Origin of the sequence: Winslowiella sp. 2C04 (assembly GCF_050037805.1) — a bacterium.
GTDB classification, from domain to species: Bacteria; Pseudomonadota; Gammaproteobacteria; order Enterobacterales; family Enterobacteriaceae; genus Erwinia; species Erwinia toletana_A.
The window spans coordinates 4,836,152-4,855,031 of the sequence record NZ_CP188300.1; the positions used below are offsets into that span (position 1 = coordinate 4,836,152).

Genomic DNA, 18,880 nt, shown 5'->3' on the forward strand with positions numbered 1-18,880 from the left:
ATTCAGGAGAAATAGTTAACATGAAAAAGATTTGGTTCGCGCTCGTCGGCCTGGTTATGGCATTCAGCGCATCCGCTGCGCAGTTTACTGATGGTCAGCAGTATGTCACGCTTGATAAGCCGGCTGCCGGTGAGCCTCAGGTTCTTGAGTTTTTCTCATTCTACTGCCCACACTGCTATCAGTTTGAACGTGTTTATCACGTTAGCGAAGCGGTTAAGAAAAACCTGCCAGAAAACGTTAAAGTCACCAAATATCACGTCGAGTTTTTAGGCGGCGAGATGGGTAAAGCGGTCACTCAGGCATGGGCAGTGGCAATGGCGCTGGGCGTTGAAGATAAAGTCACCGCACCGATTTTTGAAGGTATTCAGAAAACTCAGACCATCAATACTCCGGCCAATCTGAAAGACGTTTTTGTTAAAGCAGCGGGCATCACTCCAGATGAGTATGATGCTGCCTGGAACAGCTTTGTGGTCAAATCGCTGGTAGCACAGCAGGAAAAAGCCGCAGCTGATTTAGATTTGCGCGGTGTTCCGGCGATATTTGTTAACGGCAAATATATGGTTAACAACGGCGGTCTGGATACCAGCTCAATGGAAAACTTCGTACAGCAATACGCTAACGTCGTTAAATTCCTCGTCAGCAAAAAGTAACTTACGCTAATCTTAAACGCCGGTTTCTCCGGCGTTTTTTTATTTTCCCGCCACCGATCCTTGTTTAAATCTCCCCTTTTTCCGCAAAGAATAATTAGCTTTGATTACTCCCACAATCTGGCCACCGAGTAAGGATTAATGACGAAGCGGAAATATTTGTATCCACACTAAATATTTTTTCGATATTTAAAAAGATTATCGATGATTAACTGTTAACTGACTGAAATATATGTCTTTTATACTGTATTTTATTGTCGTTTATTGTAAATAACAATAAGTTAGCAAACTTACACACAAACTTATCCACAGCTTGTTTGCTGGAAGCGACTCCTCAATTCAGAAATCTTTACTGCTTTATCGGCTGAGTTATTTCAACTTTATGCCCGAGCTGTGGCATCCTTAAGCCCATTCAAATGACTAACGAAGAATGTGACAACCTATGGCACAAATTGCAGAAAATCCGCTGATTCTGGTAGATGGTTCCTCTTATCTCTATCGCGCTTATCACGCATTTCCCCCGCTGACCAATAGCGTCGGTGAACCGACCGGTGCGATGTATGGCGTGCTCAATATGCTGCGCAGCCTGCTGCTGCAATATAAGCCGAGCCATGTTGCGGTGGTTTTCGATGCCAAAGGTAAAACCTTCCGCGACGAGTTATTTGAACACTACAAATCTCATCGTCCACCGATGCCGGACGATCTGCGTGCGCAGATCGAACCGCTGCATCAAATGGTGAAAGCCATGGGTTTACCGCTGTTGGCAGTCAGTGGCGTAGAGGCTGATGACGTGATTGGCACGCTGGCATTGCAGGCGGAGAAAGTCGGCCGCCCGGTGTTGATCAGCACCGGCGACAAAGATATGGCCCAGCTGGTGACGCCTAACGTAACGTTAATCAATACCATGAATAACGCCATCCTTGGGCCGGAAGAGGTCAATGACAAGTATGGTATTCCGCCCGAGCTGATTATCGATTTCCTTGCGCTGATGGGCGATTCGTCGGACAACATTCCCGGCGTGCCGGGTGTCGGTGAGAAAACCGCGCAGGCGTTGCTGCAGGGGCTGGGTGGCATAAAGACCATCTATGACAATCTGGATAAAGTGGCTGACCTGTCATTCCGCGGTGCCAAAACCATGTCGGCCAAGCTGGAGCAAAATAAAGAGGTGGCCTTCCTCTCTTATCAGCTGGCAACGATTAAAACCGACGTTGAGCTGGAAGTGACTTACGACCAGTTGAACGTCAATGAACCACAAGTGGAAGAGTTGCTTGGCCTGTTCAGGCATTACGAATTTAAGCGCTGGATTAGCGATCTGGAAGAAGGCGTCTGGTTGCAGGGTAAAAAAAGTCATCCTGCGGCACAGAAAGCAGTGGTTGAAAAAACGGAACAGCCGGACGTCGCCAGTGTGCTGTCAGCCGATGGCTACGTCACTATTCTGGATGAAGAAACCTTCGAACAGTGGCTGAAGAAATTGCAGGCCAGTGACGTTTTTGCCTTTGATCTGGAAACCGACGCGCTGGATACCCTCAGTGCCAATATTATCGGCCTCTCATTTGCGGTATCAGCGGGCGATGCGGCTTATCTGCCGGTTGCTCATGATTATCTTGATGCGCCGCCACAGCTTGACCGTGATGCGGTTCTGGCGCGCCTGAAGCCGCTGCTGGAAGACGAAAAAGCGCTGAAAGTAGGGCAAAACCTTAAGTTCGATCGCGGCGTGCTGAAGAACTATGGTATCGAGCTACAGGGCATCAAGTTCGACACGATGCTCGAGTCTTACATGCTGAACAGCGTGGCTGGCAAGCATGATATGGATACGCTGGCATCGCGCTGGCTGAATCATAAAACGGTGACCTTTACCGAAATTGCCGGTAAAGGTAAAAATCAGCTGACCTTTAACCAGATTGCGCTGGAGCAGGCGGCTCATTATGCCGCTGAAGATGCGGATGTGACTCTGCAACTGCATCAGAAGATGTGGCCTGAGCTGGAACAACAGGCCGGGCCGAAAAACGTCTTCGAAACTATCGAAATGCCGCTGGTTACGGTGATTTCCCGCGTGGAGCGTAACGGCGTACTTATCGATCAGAGCATTCTGGCAGCCCACTCGAAAGAGCTGACTTCCCGCCTGGCCGAACTGGAGCTGAAAGCGCATGAGCTGGCAGGCGAACCGTTTAACCTCTCGTCGACCAAACAGCTACAAACCATCTTGTTTGAAAAGCAGGGTATCAAACCGACCAAGAAGACACCGGGCGGTGCGCCGTCGACCAGTGAAGAAGTGCTGGCAGAACTGGCACTCGACTACCCATTGCCGAAGATTATTCTTGAGCATCGTGGTCTGTCGAAGCTGAAATCAACTTACACCGATAAGTTACCGCTGATGATCAATCCGCACAGCGGGCGCGTTCATACCTCCTATCATCAGGCGGTGACCGCAACCGGGCGTCTGTCTTCCAGCGATCCAAACCTGCAAAATATTCCGGTGCGTAATGAGGAGGGGCGTCGAATCCGTCAGGCATTTGTCGCGCCTGCGGGCCATCGCATCGTCGCCGCTGACTATTCTCAAATCGAGCTGCGCATTATGGCGCACCTGTCGCAGGATAAAGGGCTACTGAAAGCGTTTGCTGAAGGTCAGGATATTCACCGAGCCACCGCAGCAGAAGTATTCAGTACGCCGCTGGACAAAGTGACCAGCGAGCAGCGCCGCAGCGCCAAAGCGATAAACTTTGGTCTGATCTATGGCATGAGCGCATTTGGTCTGTCGCGACAGCTGAATATCGGTGCCGGCGAAGCGAGGAAGTATATGGATCTCTACTTTGAGCGTTATCCTGGCGTGCTGCAATATATGGAAAGTACCCGTCAGCAGGCTTCAGAACAAGGCTATATTTCGACGCTGGATGGCCGTCGTCTCTATCTGCCGGATATCCAGTCCAGCAACGCAATACGCCGTAAAGCTGCCGAACGTGCGGCTATCAACGCCCCGATGCAGGGTACGGCTGCGGATATCATTAAGCGTGCAATGATTGCGGTAGACGAGTGGTTGCTGGCGCAAAACTCTCCAGACGTGAAGATGATTATGCAGGTACACGATGAACTGGTGTTTGAGGTGCAGGAAGATGCCGTTGAGAGCGCCAGCAAAAAGATCCGTGAGCTGATGGAAAACAGCATGGCGCTGGACGTGCCATTGCGTGTTGATGTTGGGGTTGGCGATAACTGGGATCAGGCTCACTAACCCTTACTCAGTGGTCCGATAGTGTAGCGATTAATGAAAATCTTGGGTTAATCGCTTCAGCACCTGAACTGACAAGGATGTCAGTGAGATATTCAGCTAAGTTTCTATCGGCTAAGCATTTTCTTTGTAATTAAGCTACAGAGTTGGCCTTTTTTTGTGACGAGTGTTGGCAAATCAATGTAGATTTATGAAAATTAACTACAAAAAACGCTTTTTTGGTCAGAAAAAATCATGTAGAGTTCAAGACGTAGGGTACAGAGGTAAGATGTTCTATCTTTCAGACCTTTTACTTCACGTAATCGGATTTGGCTGAATATTTAGCCGCCCCAGTCATTTATGACTGGGGCGTTTTTTATTGGGCGCGAGTCAGGATTTTGCCGGATTTTTCGCCCATCCTGCAGGTGCGGCGAGAACGCCGCCCTTACGGCCGGTGGTTTATTCTTCCGCGATATCGTCTTCAGTCGCGGGTGGAATCTCGCTGTACCAGTAATCCAGTTTCTGACGTAGCTTATCGACGCCAATCTTTTTCAGCGATGAGAACATCTCAACCTGGACATCGCCCATAAATGCCATCGAGGCTTCGCGCACCATATTCAGCTGGGCTTTACGCGCACCGGAGGCCAGTTTATCGGCTTTAGTCAGCAGGATAAGCACCGGAATCGAGCTTTCAACTGCCCACTGCACCATCGACTGATCGAGATCTTTCAGCGGGTGGCGAATATCCATCAGTACCACCAGTCCTTTCAGACACTGGCGCATGCGCAGATACTCTGCCAGCGAGCGCTGCCATTTCTTCTTCATCTCTTCCGGAACCTGGGCATAGCCATAGCCCGGTAAGTCGACGAGGCGAATGCCTTCTTCAACTTCAAACAGGTTAATCAGCTGCGTACGCCCGGGCGTCTTACTGGTACGGGCAAGGCTTTTCTGATTGGTGAGAGTATTCAGCGCGCTGGACTTACCGGCGTTAGAACGGCCAGCAAACGCAACTTCAATGCCGGTATCGGCAGGAAGGTGACGAATGTCGGGGGCGCTGGTGACAAAATGCGTTACGTGATAATTCCAGCCAGACAAAATAGAAACTCCGAAGGACAATGTGGCGATGGCGTGATTATACCTGTAAAACGTCCAAAGCGCCCGACAGCTGATTTTGTAAGATATCTGCCATAATTACTGGCAGCGATTAACGATTTTTGCAAAAAACAGAAAATTTTATTGTCATTTAAATCAATCTGTTAAATATGCACCCCTGAACAAAAGTATAACTATTTTTTCCCTTACCTTGTCAGTTTGACGATTTAGTCTAAAGTAGTGCACAGAGTCTGGATGACTTACTTCAGGATGAAGCGCTCAGGGAATGTCAGGATGACAAAGAGTGAGGGAATGAAGGAATCAGGTTCAGTGGACCAGAACCCTAATGGAAAGGGAAGCACTCGGGATGAGTGGACGGCACAAGGAAAAACCGGGATGTTGATTGCATAAATGGATGTAAAGGAAGACTGTCCTTCTACGGAAGGTGCGAAAAAAGGCGACAGGGTGACCTGCCGCCTTTTTTCTTTGTCCGCTTTCTGCTAGATTTCGCCGCAATTCTATACTGAATAGATAATTCCAGAGAGCAGACACTATTATGAAGCAACCTGCACGTGCGCCGCAGAGTAAAACCAAAGCGCCAAAAGACAAACGTAAGTCACGCGAAGATCTGAACCAAAAAGCGCGCGACCGCAAAAACGAGAAAAAACATCGTGGCAATGCTTCCGGCAGCCGCGCCAATCCCGTCGCGCCAAATCAGAACAAAGGCAATGACAATCAGGCTAAAGACCCGCGTATCGGCAGCAAAAAACCGATTCCGCTGGGTGTTGAAGGCCAGCAGAGCCAACCCAAACCGGCGAAAGTGAAGAAAGTTGCGGCTGAGAAACAGCCGAAGCTTAGCCCGCAAGAAGAGCTGTCGGCGTTGGAAAACAATGAGCGTCTCGATGCGCTGCTGGATCGCCTGGAAAATGGTGAAGTGTTGTCTGCTGAAGAGCAGGCATGGCTTGATCAAACGCTTGATCGCATCGACGTGCTGATGGAGCAACTGGGCATTGAGCTTGGTGACGATGAAGACGGTGATGAAGCAGAAGAAGATATGTATCGCCTGCTGAAAGGCGGCAATTGATCGCTTTTTGCTGATGTCTGCTCCGGCATTCCCTTTGCGGAGTGCCGGGTTAAGAGGTTTAAGCCGATGCTTTGGCCTGGATCAATTTTCGCCTTTCTTCTTACATGTTATCTGATCTGGTTATTCGTTAAACTACGGCGTCTGACGCGACTGAAATCCCGGTTGCGCCGCGATACCGTCAAACGGCAGCTGAGACAGCGTCCTCCCTCGCGACGGTCAACCAACCGACGTAACTGGAAGGAGTGATCATGTCCACGCCAACGATTGAATGGGATCTGGCCCTGATTGAGAAATATAACTATTCCGGGCCACGCTATACCTCCTATCCGACCGCGCTTGAGTTTAATCAGAACTATACCGAGGCCTCCTTTCAGCTGGCGGCGCAACGTTATCCCGAACGCCCGCTGTCGCTCTATATCCACATCCCTTTCTGTCATCGCCTGTGCTACTTCTGCGGCTGCAATAAAATCGTCACGCGCCAGCAGCACAAAGCCGATCACTACCTCGATGTGCTGGAGCAGGAGATTCGGGCGCGTGCGCCGCTATTCTCTGGCCGCATCGTAGGGCAAATGCACTGGGGCGGCGGTACGCCAACCTTCCTTGATAAACAGCAAATTACCCGGCTGAACGATCTGCTGCGCGCCAGTTTTAACTTTAGCGCTGATGCTGAGCAGTCGATAGAAGTTGATCCGCGCGAAATTGAGCTGGACGTGCTGGACCATCTGCGCGCCGCCGGGTTTAACCGCCTGAGTATGGGCGTGCAGGATTTTAATAAGCAGGTTCAGGAGAAGGTAAACCGCGTACAGGATGAAGCGTTTATCTTTTCGCTGATGCAACGTGCGCGTGAACTGGGTTTTACCTCCACCAATATTGATTTGATCTATGGTCTGCCGCTGCAGACGCCAGAAAGCTTTGCGTTCACCTTAGAGCGGGTGGCGGAGCTGAATCCCGACCGACTTAGCGTATTTAACTATGCGCATCTGCCGACGCTGTTTGCCGCTCAGCGTAAAATCAAACAGCAGGAACTGCCGGATGCGCGGCAAAAACTTGAGATATTGCAGCAAACCATCAATACCCTGACCCGCGCAGGCTATCAGTTTATTGGTATGGACCACTTTGCCCGGCCAGGCGATGAACTGGCGATAGCTCAGCGGGACGGCAAACTGCACCGCAATTTCCAGGGCTATACCACGCAGGGCGACAGCGATCTACTGGGAATGGGCGTTTCGGCGATTAGTATGATCGGCGACAGTTATGCTCAGAATCAGAAAGTGATGAAGGATTACACTGACAGCGTCAGTCAGCAGGGGCATGCGCTATGGCGCGGGCTGGCGTTAACTGCGGATGACTGCCTGCGTCGTGACGTTATCAAAACGCTGATTTGTCATTTTGCTCTCGATTTTGAACCGATTGAACAGGCCTGGCAGATCGATTTTGAGCACTACTTTGCGCAGGATTTAGCATTATTGCAGCCGCTGATTAACGACGGGCTGGTGGATCGCCATCAGAAGGGCCTTCAGGTCACCGCTAAAGGACGATTACTGATCAGGAATATCTGCATGTGCTTTGACAGCTATCTGCGTCAGAAGGCGCGTATGCAGCAATTTTCACGGGTAATCTGAAATATCGGGCGGCAAGACGCCGCCCGCGGCGTATTATTCCATTCCCAGCTCTTTCAACTTACGCGTCAGGGTATTCCGGCCCCAACCGAGCAATCGTGCGGCTTCCTGCTTGTGCCCCTGCGTATGGCGCAGGGCAGTGGTCAGCAGCGTTCTTTCCATTTCCGGTTGCGCTTCGGATAACAGGTTTTGATGACCGGAACGCAAGGCACGATCGGCCCACTGCGCTAACAGTGTTGCCCAGCTGTCCGGTAGCGAGTGCACCGGGCTGTCCGGCGTCGAGGTTTCAAACAGCTCCGGCGGCAAGTCCTGAATCAATACTTCCTGGCCTGCGGCCATCACCGTTAACCAGCGGCAGGTATTTTCCAGCTGGCGCACGTTACCTGACCAGTGCAGGCGGGTTAATGCGGTTTCGGTTTCCGGATGCAGAATTTTCGCTTCAACGCCTAACTCACGCGCCGCAACCTGCAGGAAGTAGCGTGCCAGACGCGGAATATCTTCACGACGTTCACGTAGCGGCGGCAGATGAACGCGGATAACATTCAGGCGGTGGAACAGATCCTCACGGAACTTACCTTCCTGCACGCGCAGCTCAAGATTCTGGTGGGTAGCGGCAATGATGCGCACATCCACTTTAACCGGCGCATAGCCGCCGACGCGGTAGAACTGACCATCAGCCAGTACGCGCAGCAGGCGGGTTTGCACGTCGAGTGGCATATCGCCAATTTCGTCGAGGAACAGCGTGCCGCCATCGGCCTGTTCAAAGCGGCCCTGGCGGATCTGATTCGCGCCGGTAAAAGCCCCTTTCTCATGGCCAAACAGTTCTGACTCAATCAAATCCTTGGGAATTGCCGCCATATTCAGCGCGATAAACGGCGATTTGGCGCGTGGGCTGTGGCGATGCAGGGCATGCGCTACCAGCTCTTTACCGGTGCCGGATTCGCCGTTAATCAGCACGCTAATCGAGGAGCGCGACAGGCGGCCAATAATACGAAACACATCCTGCATGGCTGGCGCTTCACCGATAATATCGGTAGTCGGGCCATTAACCGGCTGATTACGCGGTTGCTGTTGTTCCTGATAGTGGCTGATAGCGCGCTCAACCAGCGCGACCGCTTCGTCGATATCAAACGGTTTCGGCAGATAGTCAAATGCACCCTGTTGGTAGGCGCTGACGGCGGCATCCAGATCGGAGTGCGCGGTCATTATGATGACCGGAAGCATCGGGTGGCGCTGTTTGATCTGCTTAAGTAGCGCCAGGCCATCCATGCCTGGCATGCGAATATCAGATAATAAAACGTCCGGGGTTTTGGTTGCGAGCGCATCCAGCACCTCGTTGCCGCTTTCAAACGTCGCGCAGCTTAAACCGGCTCCAGTGAGCGCACGTTCAAGCACCCAGCGGATGGAGCTATCGTCATCGACGATCCAGACTATCCCTCGTTGCATAGAAACCTCACTGGCGAATAGGCAGATAAACCGAAAATTCGGTATGACCAGGCCAACTGTTAAATTCGATTTTTCCTGAGTGCTGATCGATCAGGCTACGGGCAATGGATAATCCTAAACCGGTGCCACCCTCGCGCCCGCTGACCATCGGATAGAACAGCGTATCCTGTAGTTGTGCCGGAATGCCGGGGCCGTCATCCTGAATATCGATGCGTGCCACCAGGCGATAACGTACGCCATGCAGTGTCAGCTGAAAGGCTGTGCGCGTACGTAAAGTGATGGTTCCACCAGTTTCACCCAGCGCCTGTAGCGCGTTGCGCACCACATTCAGCAGCACCTGCTCAAGCTGATCGGGGTCATGCGCTAATTCAGGTAAACTTGGGTCGTAATCACGCACCAGCGTCACGTTGTCCGGCAATTCCATTGATACCAGGTTCACCACCCGTTCGGAAACCTGATGAATGCTTTGCGTCACATGCATTCCGGGCTGTTGCGGCCCTAACAGGCGATCAACTAAATTGCGCAGCCGGTCAGCCTGCTCAATGATCACTTTGGTGTATTCGGTTAATGCCGGGTCGGGCAGGGCTTTCGCCAGTAGCTGCGCCGCACCGCGTAATCCACCCAGCGGATTTTTTATTTCATGTGCCAGACCGCGTACTAAATCACGCGCGGCAACCTGCTGAGCGTGTTGAATCTGTTCCTGACTGAGGCGGCGTTGATTATCCATCGGCGCCATCTCCAGCAGGATTAAACCTTCTGGCAGACGTTGTGCCGTCAGCGACATAATATGCGCGCGGCTGTCGACCACCAGCGTCACTTCACTGTCGGTAAACCCCTGACCCGCATCAAGGCTTTCCCGCATCACGTCGATATTCAGCGAGAAATAGCCCATTAAGTCCGGCAGCGGTGTGCCAAATAACTTGCGAGAGCTTTGCGCCAGTAGCTGCTGTGCTGCCGGATTGGCGTAATGCACCACCAATTCGTCATCGACCAGCAAAATACTGTTAATCAGAGAGTTGAGAATCTGCCCAGCATCGGGCAGCGTGCCAGTTACCATACAGCGTTCCCCTGCACTATTTTAGTGCATTATAGTCCCGGAGCCGGTTACGCGTCAGTCCGCACGGTGAATGAGTGGAGAAAAAAGCCCATCCGAAGATGGGCTGAAAGTTTCCACGGCAACAAAAAACGTCAAACTTATTAAACGCTGTAGTACAGCTCGAACTCTACCGGATGCGGAGTCATACGAACGCGGTCCATTTCAGACTTACGCAGTTCGATGTAAGCATCGATAGTGTCGTCGGTGAATACGCCGCCACGAGTCAGGAACTCACGGTCTTCGTTCAGTGCATTCAGCGCTTCTTCCAGAGAGCCCGCTACTTTTGGAATCTCAGCTTCTTCTTCCGGCGGCAGGTCATACAGGTTCTTATCCATCGCATCGCCAGGATGGATCTTGTTGATGATGCCGTCGAGGCCAGCCATCAGCAGCGCAGAGAACGCCAGGTATGGGTTAGCCGCTGGATCCGGGAAGCGAGCTTCGATACGACGTGCTTTCGGGCTGGCAACAACTGGGATACGGATTGAAGCAGAGCGGTTACGCGCAGAGTAAGCCAGCATAACTGGAGCTTCATAACCCGGAACCAGACGCTTGTAAGAGTTGGTGGTTGGGTTCGCCAGGGCGTTAATCGCTTTAGCGTGCTTGATAACACCGCCGATGTAGTACAGAGCTATATCGGACAGGCCGCCGTATTTGTCGCCAGCGAACAGGTTGGTGCCGCCTTTGGACAGGGACATATGGCAGTGCATACCTGAACCGTTGTCACCGAACATTGGTTTTGGCATAAAGGTGGCAGTTTTGCCCCAGGCGTGAGCAATGTTGTGCACGACGTATTTGTAGATCTGAATTTCGTCAGCTTTTTTGGTCATGGTGTTGAAGCGGGTAGCCACTTCGTTCTGACCAGCGGTAGCCACTTCGTGGTGATGCGCTTCGACGACCAGGCCCATCTGCTCCATGGTCAGACACATGGCAGAACGAATGTCCTGTGCTGAATCGACTGGTGGCACCGGGAAGTAACCGCCTTTCAGACCTGGACGATGGCCTTTGTTACCGCCTTCGTATTCTTTACCGGTGTTCCACGCTGCTTCGATATCGTCGATAGCAACATGCGAGCCGGAAGTGCTGCTGCCGAAACGGATGTCGTCAAACAGGAAGAATTCTGGTTCTGGTCCAAACAGCACGGTATCTGCGATACCGGAAGAGCGCAGGAAATCTTCTGCACGCTTGGCGATTGAACGTGGGTCACGGTCATAGCCCTGCATGGTGCCTGGCTCAAGGATGTCACAACGGATGATCAGAGTTGGGTCTGCGAAGAATGGGTCCAGAACAGCAGTGCTGACATCTGGCATCAGAACCATATCTGATTCATTGATACCTTTCCATCCGCCGATGGAGGAGCCATCGAACATTTTGCCTTCTTCGAAGAAGTCAGCATTTACCTGGTGAGCTGGGATAGTGATGTGTTGTTCTTTACCTTTGGTATCGGTAAAACGCAGATCAACAAATTTCACTTCATGCTCGTTAATCATCGACAGAACGTGTTCAGCGGACATACTTAACTCTCCTGGAATTTTCATTGTTGTCGTGGTTCGAGAACTTCATCGTTCGGTACGCGTAAATTGTCGCGTACACCTGATAATAAAGATCTCAGACAAGCTATCAACCGTTGTGGAAACTGCCGTTTTCGCTTAGTCAGACTAAAGCGAAATCTATGCCAACTTTTTTATTTGGGTAAAAAGGCGCTATTATGCGCTCTCTCGTGAGACGAGAGATGCACCATGATGGATGTCGCGCACCATTTTGGTGCTTTTGAATGATTAATGGGCACTATTTTGGTGCAAATTCTCGACGGAGTGCAATCTTTGCACTGTAAATGCCTGCAAAAGCAATCCTGACAGTAATCTTTATATGAAATTTGTGATCCTGTTCAGTCCTTCGATTAATCCGTGTACAATAGCGCGCTATTTCTAATGCCTGAGGCAAAGCTGTGATCGAAAATTTGCGTAACATCGCCATTATTGCCCACGTTGACCACGGTAAAACTACCCTGGTTGATAAGTTGCTGCAGCAGTCCGGGACCTTTGATGCCCGCACCGAAGCAACCGAACGCGTAATGGACTCCAACGATTTGGAGAAAGAGCGTGGGATTACCATCCTCGCCAAAAACACCGCCATTAACTGGAAAGACTACCGCATCAACATCGTGGATACCCCAGGACACGCCGATTTCGGCGGCGAGGTTGAGCGTGTGATGTCAATGGTTGACTCAGTTCTGCTGGTTGTCGACGCAATGGATGGCCCGATGCCGCAAACTCGTTTCGTGACCAAGAAAGCTTTTGCTAATGGTCTGAAGCCAATTGTTGTTATCAACAAAGTTGACCGTCCGGGCGCACGTCCAGATTGGGTTGTCGACCAGGTATTTGACCTGTTCGTTAACCTCGACGCGACCGACGAGCAGCTGGATTTCCCAATTATTTATGCATCAGCCCTGAACGGTATTGCCGGTGTTGACCATACCGATATGGCTGATGACATGACCCCGCTGTATCAGGCTATCGTTGACCACGTTTCTCCTCCACAGGTAGAAATGGAAGCGCCATTCCAGATGCAGATTTCTCAGCTGGACTACAACAACTACGTTGGCGTTATCGGCATCGGTCGTATCAAGCGCGGTGTGGTTAAACCTAACCAGCAAGTCACTATCATTGATAGCGAAGGCAAAACCCGTAACGGTAAAGTCGGTAAAGTACTGACCCACATGGGTCTGGAGCGTATCGAAGCGACCGTTGCTGAAGCTGGCGATATCATTGCTATCACCGGTCTGGGTGAGCTGAACATCTCTGACACCATCTGCGACCCGCAGAATGTGGAAGCGCTGCCAGCCCTGAGCGTTGATGAGCCAACCGTTACCATGTTCTTCAACGTCAACACCTCGCCATTCTGTGGTAAAGAAGGTAAGTATGTGACTTCACGTCAGATCCTTGACCGTCTGAACAAAGAGCTGGTGCACAACGTGGCACTGCGCGTTGACGAAACTGAAGATGCGGATGCATTCCGTGTTTCTGGTCGTGGTGAGCTGCACCTGTCTGTACTGATCGAAAACATGCGTCGTGAAGGCTTCGAGCTGGCAGTATCGCGCCCGAAAGTTATCAACCGTGTTATCGACGGTCGCAACCAGGAACCGTTCGAGAACGTGACGCTGGACATCGAAGAACAGCACCAGGGTGCTGTGATGCAGGCGATGGGTGAGCGTAAAGGTGACGTTAAAGACATGGTGCCAGATGGCAAAGGTCGTATTCGTCTCGATTACCTGATCCCGGCACGTGGCCTGATCGGCTTCCGTACCGAATTCATGACCATGACTTCCGGTACCGGTCTGCTGTACTCCACCTTCAGCCACTACGACGACGTGCGTCCGGGCGAAATCGGCCAGCGTCAGAACGGCGTGCTGATCTCTAACGGCCAGGGTAAAGCAGTGGCATTTGCCCTGTTCAGCCTGCAGGACCGCGGTAAGCTGTTCCTGGGTCACGGTGCAGAAGTTTACGAAGGCCAGATCATCGGTATTCACAGTCGTTCTAACGACCTGACTGTTAACTGTCTGACCGGTAAGAAACTGACCAACATGCGTGCTTCTGGTACGGATGAAGCCACCACCCTGGTTCCACCAGTGAAAATGTCACTGGAGCAGGCGCTGGAGTTTATCGATGACGACGAACTGGTAGAAGTTACCCCTACCTCCGTACGTATCCGTAAACGTCACCTGACTGAGAACGATCGTAAGCGTGCTTCTCGTGGAAGCAAAGACGTTTAATTCTCGCTTAGCGTGAACAATAAATGGCTCCGTTACCGGGGCCATTTTTTTATCTGCTTATCTTCCACCTCTAAGTTCGCCCCACTGCGCGCGCAAATTTTTTGCTGCCGATACCGATTTTGCACTTCCTGTCTCATGCTGGCTGTTCAGTGTCGATTTTTACCGCTAGAGTGAATAGCTCACCGGAACAAAAGGAGATGGCCATGCTGTATATCTTTGATTTAGGTAACGTCATTGTTGATATTGATTTCAACCGTGTGCTGGGCGTATGGAGTGATCTCGGGCGTGTGCCGCTGGCGACATTGCAGAGCCGCTTCCGTATGGGCGAAAGCTTTGAACAGCATGAACGCGGGGAAATCAGTGATGAGCAGTTCGCTGAAGCTATCTGTGATGAGCTGGATATCGCGCTGAGTTTCGAACAGTTTGCAGCTGGCTGGCAGGCGGTATTTGTCAGTGTTCGCCCTGAGGTATTGACGCTGATGCATCAGCTGCGTCAGCAGGGGCATCGGGTAGTAATCCTGTCGAATACTAACCGTTTACATTGTCTCTACTGGCCGGGGCAGTATCCGCAGGTGCAGCAGGCTGCCGATCGTCTCTATCTGTCGCAAGAGATGGGTGCGCGCAAGCCAGAGGCGGCTATCTATCAGCAGTTGCTGCAACAGGAAGGTATTCCCGCTGACCAGGCGATATTCTTCGATGATAATCTGCCAAATATTGAAGCGGCGCGCGCGCTGGGGATTACCAGCATCCATGTGACGGATGCGAGCATAATTCCTGCCTACTTTGCTCAGCAGCGCTGAGGTCGGTTGTGACTAAACGCACGCGTTATGGCGCACGGGTGATGATGGCCTGGCTGAAACTCTTGTGGCGGCGCATAGAGAATGATGGCATGACAACCCACGCCGGTAATCTTGCCTACGTTTCGCTGCTGGCGCTGGTGCCGCTGATTGCGGTGATATTTGCGCTGTTCGCCGCTTTCCCTGTGTTCTCTGATATCAGCATTCAGTTAAAGAATTTTATCTTCTCTAACTTTGTGCCGGCGGCCGGGAACACCATTCAGCGCTATCTTGAGCAGTTTGTTGCTAACGTCAATAAAATGACGGCGATTGGTGCGGTAGGGCTGATCGTTACCGCGTTGCTGTTAATGTATTCGGTCGATACCGCGCTTAACGCCATCTGGCGCAGCAGCAAAAAGCGCTCGCTGGTTTACTCTTTTGCCGTGTACTGGATGATTCTGACGCTCGGACCGCTGCTGGCGGGAGCCAGTCTGGCGATCAGCTCTTATCTGCTGTCGATGCGCTGGGTAGAGGTGACCGGCGTGACAACGCTGGTAGATCAACTGCTGCGTATTTTCCCACTGTTACTGTCGTGGCTGGCGTTCTGGCTGCTTTACAGCACGGTGCCGACCACCAGGGTGCCGCCACGTGATGCGCTAATTGGTGCACTGGTCGCCGGGCTACTTTTTGAGCTGGGTAAAAAAGGCTTCGCGCTCTATGTTACGATGTTTCCATCGTACCAATTGATTTACGGTGTGCTGGCGGTTATTCCCATTCTTTTTTTATGGGTTTACTGGACCTGGTGTATCGTGCTTTTGGGGGCAGAGATTACCGTATCGCTGGATGAATACCGCCAGCTGCGACGGAAAGAACAAGAACAGGCAGGCGAGGAACCATGATTGCGTTAATACAGCGGGCGTTGAGCGCCAGCGTCACGGTGGCGGGAGAGACCACCGGTGAAATCGGACCGGGACTGCTGATCTTACTGGGTGTGGAAAAAGGCGATACCGAACAGCAAGCTGTGCGTCTGTGTGAACGCGTTTTAGGCTATCGCATCTTCGGCGATGAAAACGACAAGATGAATCTTAACGTTCAGCAGGCGGGTGGCAGTGTGCTGGTGGTTTCGCAATTCACCCTCGCCGCCGACACTAACAAAGGTATGCGCCCCAGCTTTTCCGGCGGAGCCGATCCCGCTGAGGCTGAGCGGCTGTACAACTATTTCGTCGGATGCTGCCGGGAAAAAGGCATCGCAACGGAAACTGGCCGCTTCGCGGCGGATATGAAAGTCTCGCTGGTGAATGACGGCCCGGTCACCTTTTGGTTACAGGTGTGAAGCAATTAGCCGAGCGGCAATGGACAGCGGCGAGCTCTGAAAGAGAGAATCACTTTATGTATCACCTCCGTGTACCTGAAACAGCAGAAGAGCTGGATATCTATTATCAGTTTCGTTGGGAGATGCTGCGCAAGCCACTGCACCAGCCGCAGGGGTCTGAACGCGATGCATGGGACGCGATGGCGCACCATCAGATGGTGGTCGATGAGCAGGGAAAACCGGTAGCCATTGGTCGCCTCTATATCAATGGCGATAACGAAGCAGCGATACGCTTTATGGCGGTGCATCCTTCAGTGCAAGGGAAGGGACTCGGCACGCTGGTGGCGATGACGCTGGAGTCGGTGGCGCGGCAGGAAGGCGTTAAGCGCGTGGTATGCAGCGCGCGTGAGGATGCGGTGGAGTTCTTCGCCAAGCTGGGTTACATCAATCAGGGTGAAATTACTGCGCCACAGACCACACCGGTGCGCCACTTTCTGATGATCAAACCGGTTGTGACACTGGATGATATTTTGCATCGCGCCGACTGGTGCGGTCAGTTGCAGCAAGCGTGGTACGAACATATTCCGTTAAGCGAAAAAATGGGTGTGCGTATTACCCAGTACACCGGGCAGAAATTTATCACTACCATGCCGGAGACCGGCAACCAGAATCCACACCACACGCTGTTTGCCGGCAGCCTGTTCTCGCTGGCGACGCTGACCGGATGGGGCTTGATCTGGTTGCTGCTGCGCGAACGCCATCTGGGGGGAACGATTATCCTTGCCGATGCGCATATTCGTTACAGCCACGCGATTACCGGTAAACCGGGAGCGGTGGCAAATCTTGGATCGCTAAGTGGCGATCTCGATCGACTGGCGCGTGGACGTAAAGCACGCGTGCAGCTTGAAGTTGAACTGTTCGGTAACGATCTGCTGGGGGCGGTTTTTGAAGGGGTGTTTATCGTGCTGCCCGCCGATCCTGACGGGCCGCTGGAAGAGGGTGGCTCCGGCTCCTGAGCTTATCTCTGCGGGCGGTGTCAACACCGCCCGGCACTAAGGATTAATCAACCTCGCCATGTACCATCGTCTGCTGCACATTTTGCTCATTAGCCGTTACTGAAAGGGTGCCGCTGGCGCTCTGTCGCAATGGCGTACCGGCAGCCAGGCTGGCATTCAGTTTCAGCTGCATATTGCCTTTGCCTTCCAGCGGAACCGCTGGCCAGCCCCAGTTATGCAGCATATCCGTGTCAACCGAGCGCGCATTCAGAGTCAACGACAGCGCACGCGCTGGCTGCTGCGATACTGTGGCAGTGCCTTCCACCATACCTTCACCGGCAAAGGCACTCATTTCAGTGACGTTAATCTGCTTATCATCGGCGGTTAACGCCAGTGAAGGGTGACGCACATCGCTGCGGTTAAAGGTGGCTTCTGCCGCATTAAGATTAAGTTTTCCGGACCAGACGCCCCATTGATGATTGCGCGCCAGCATCAGGTCACTGCCGTTGCCATCCAGCGAGGTCATCTGGAAAGGGAAGGCAGGATTGATATCAATAATCAGATTACGGCTGGCGGAAAGGCGATCAACCGTAACGCTACTTAACCAGTCGGGAAGCTGCTGCATCCAGCGGTCGCGCCAGTTGTCTGGCAAGGTATACTCCAGCCCGGCAATCACCAGTTCATCCAGCGCCAGCCGTTTCTGGCTGCGATCCCACTCGCCCTGCGTGCGGATTAAACCTTTTGCCCAGCGGGAGCTGAACTGGGAAATGCGGATGCCCTGCGGTGAAAATTCTAGGTTAGCAATCGGATCATCGAATTGCAGCTGACCATTGATAAAGCTGCTGGCGTTCATCGACAGCGAACCACCATTGCTCTCCCAGTCGCCGTCGCGCAGAGTCAGGTTTTTCAGCGACAGGCCGAGATCGGTAACCGCCCAGTCTGGCCCCTGCACCCGAGCATTGGTGATATCAACCCGCTCAAAATGCACCGACGGCAGAGCGAGCAGCGGGGCGAGAAACGCAGTTAACGACTGGCTGGATTGCAGACGAATATCATTCAGCCGCAGATTGGCGATGCGCCAGTTACCTTGCTCATCGCGCTCGGCGTTTCCGGTCATTGAACCGCGCGACAGGTCTGCACCGATATTGCTGAACACCAGACGCTTATTGTCGATGCGGCCCTGTAGTAAAACGTTATTACCGGTAACGCCATTGAGCGCCATCGAGCCGGCGCTCAGCTGGAAGCTGGTGGTATCGCCCAGCACATTACCGACTTTTGGCTGCCACGGCATTACGCCGCCGTTAACCCGCTCTGCGCTGACTGGCAGCACGCTATGTGGGCTGGCGATCGCCATATTGTTTAGCTGCAGACGGTTAGCCTGCATTGGCCATGCGACGCTGCTGTCGGAAACGTTCATGGTGCCATCGTTAAGCTCAACGCTATCAAAATGCAGCGGCTCGCTAAACTGGCGCAGTGCAAAGCCGAGATCTACGCGTTCGGCTACCAGTACCGCAGGCTGGCCATCATGGCCAAAGGTAACGTTATTCAGTATCAGATGCGAAGGCGAAGATAACTGATAATCAACTTTAGCCACAGACAAGTGATAGTCGGTACGATCGCTTATCCAGCGACTGGTCCAGTCAGCACCCCAACGGGTCTGCAGCAGTAAAAACAGTGTTATCAGCACTAACAGCACCAGTAACAGCAGCGTCAGAAAAAATTTTCCGATAAATTTCATCGCACCTTTCCCTATGAATTTCCGGTATCCGTTTGTTATGCCTGAATTACTCACCCAGCTCAACATCCTGGGTGTAAAGTCAGACAAACTCAATGAAAAGTCGA

General features: G+C 52.3%; 14 protein-coding genes. 9 read left to right on the top strand and 5 right to left on the bottom strand.

Annotation, left to right across the window (positions count from 1 at the left end; genetic code table 11):
• The first annotated feature begins 20 nt into the window (after window positions 1–20).
• Together dsbA and polA are read left to right on the top strand one after the other, a co-directional pair.
• Entirely contained in the window at window positions 21–650 is a 630-nt protein-coding gene (gene dsbA / locus ACP3TC_RS21995) for a thiol:disulfide interchange protein DsbA (RefSeq protein WP_313854622.1), read from the top strand.
• Between the two features lie 439 nt (window positions 651–1,089).
• Window positions 1,090–3,873 carry a DNA polymerase I gene (polA, locus tag ACP3TC_RS22000; protein WP_426817260.1) on the top strand — a complete coding sequence of 928 codons (2,784 nt, stop codon included), beginning with the start codon at window positions 1,090–1,092 and terminating at the stop codon, window positions 3,871–3,873.
• A gap of 435 nt (window positions 3,874–4,308) precedes the next feature.
• On the opposite strand, the gene yihA is transcribed toward polA, so the two are convergent.
• Window positions 4,309–4,944 carry a ribosome biogenesis GTP-binding protein YihA/YsxC gene (gene yihA / locus ACP3TC_RS22005; RefSeq protein ID WP_313854618.1) on the bottom strand — a complete coding sequence of 212 codons (636 nt, stop codon included), beginning with the start codon at window positions 4,942–4,944 and terminating at the stop codon, window positions 4,309–4,311.
• A 553-nt stretch (window positions 4,945–5,497) separates the two neighbouring features.
• On the opposite strand from yihA, the gene yihI reads away from it, so the two are divergent.
• Complete coding sequence (gene yihI, locus ACP3TC_RS22010; protein ID WP_313854616.1) at window positions 5,498–6,025, top strand: Der GTPase-activating protein YihI; 528 nt, start codon at window positions 5,498–5,500, stop codon at window positions 6,023–6,025.
• Between the two features lie 248 nt (window positions 6,026–6,273).
• A complete protein-coding gene (hemN, locus tag ACP3TC_RS22015) occupies window positions 6,274–7,647 on the top strand; it encodes an oxygen-independent coproporphyrinogen III oxidase (protein ID WP_313854614.1) in 1,374 nt (457 codons plus the stop codon).
• A gap of 33 nt (window positions 7,648–7,680) precedes the next feature.
• On the opposite strand, the gene glnG is transcribed toward hemN, so the two are convergent.
• The 3 genes from glnG to glnA form a co-directional block, all read right to left on the bottom strand.
• Window positions 7,681–9,090, bottom strand: coding sequence for a nitrogen regulation protein NR(I) (gene glnG, locus ACP3TC_RS22020; RefSeq protein WP_313854612.1), 1,410 nt, complete (start codon window positions 9,088–9,090; stop codon window positions 7,681–7,683).
• A gap of 7 nt (window positions 9,091–9,097) precedes the next feature.
• A complete protein-coding gene (gene glnL / locus ACP3TC_RS22025) occupies window positions 9,098–10,147 on the bottom strand; it encodes a nitrogen regulation protein NR(II) (RefSeq protein ID WP_313854610.1) in 1,050 nt (349 codons plus the stop codon).
• Window positions 10,148–10,287: 140 nt separating this feature from the next.
• The gene (gene glnA / locus ACP3TC_RS22030) at window positions 10,288–11,697 is read right to left on the bottom strand and encodes a glutamate--ammonia ligase (protein ID WP_052902242.1); all 1,410 of its coding nucleotides are present in this window, start codon (window positions 11,695–11,697) and stop codon (window positions 10,288–10,290) included.
• Window positions 11,698–12,131: 434 nt separating this feature from the next.
• On the opposite strand from glnA, the gene typA reads away from it, so the two are divergent.
• From typA to fabY, 5 genes are all read left to right on the top strand, one after another.
• Window positions 12,132–13,955 carry a ribosome-dependent GTPase TypA gene (gene typA, locus ACP3TC_RS22035; protein WP_313854606.1) on the top strand — a complete coding sequence of 608 codons (1,824 nt, stop codon included), beginning with the start codon at window positions 12,132–12,134 and terminating at the stop codon, window positions 13,953–13,955.
• 203 nt (window positions 13,956–14,158) lie between these two features.
• Entirely contained in the window at window positions 14,159–14,755 is a 597-nt protein-coding gene (gene yihX, locus ACP3TC_RS22040; RefSeq protein ID WP_313854604.1) for a glucose-1-phosphatase, read from the top strand.
• An 8-nt stretch (window positions 14,756–14,763) separates the two neighbouring features.
• Window positions 14,764–15,630 (top strand): virulence factor BrkB family protein, encoded by an 867-nt coding sequence (locus ACP3TC_RS22045; RefSeq protein ID WP_426817261.1) that lies wholly within the window; start codon window positions 14,764–14,766, stop codon window positions 15,628–15,630.
• On the top strand, window positions 15,627–16,064 hold the full coding sequence (gene dtd, locus ACP3TC_RS22050; RefSeq protein ID WP_313854603.1) for a D-aminoacyl-tRNA deacylase: 438 nt from the start codon (window positions 15,627–15,629) through the stop codon (window positions 16,062–16,064). Before ACP3TC_RS22045 ends, dtd begins: the two co-directional genes overlap by 4 nt.
• 56 nt (window positions 16,065–16,120) lie before the next feature.
• The gene (fabY, locus tag ACP3TC_RS22055) at window positions 16,121–17,059 is read left to right on the top strand and encodes a fatty acid biosynthesis protein FabY (RefSeq protein WP_313854602.1); all 939 of its coding nucleotides are present in this window, start codon (window positions 16,121–16,123) and stop codon (window positions 17,057–17,059) included.
• 43 nt (window positions 17,060–17,102) lie between these two features.
• Here fabY and ACP3TC_RS22060 read toward each other — a convergent pair whose 3' ends face one another.
• The gene (locus ACP3TC_RS22060; protein WP_426817262.1) at window positions 17,103–18,776 is read right to left on the bottom strand and encodes an AsmA family protein; all 1,674 of its coding nucleotides are present in this window, start codon (window positions 18,774–18,776) and stop codon (window positions 17,103–17,105) included.
• Window positions 18,777–18,880 lie beyond the last annotated feature (104 nt).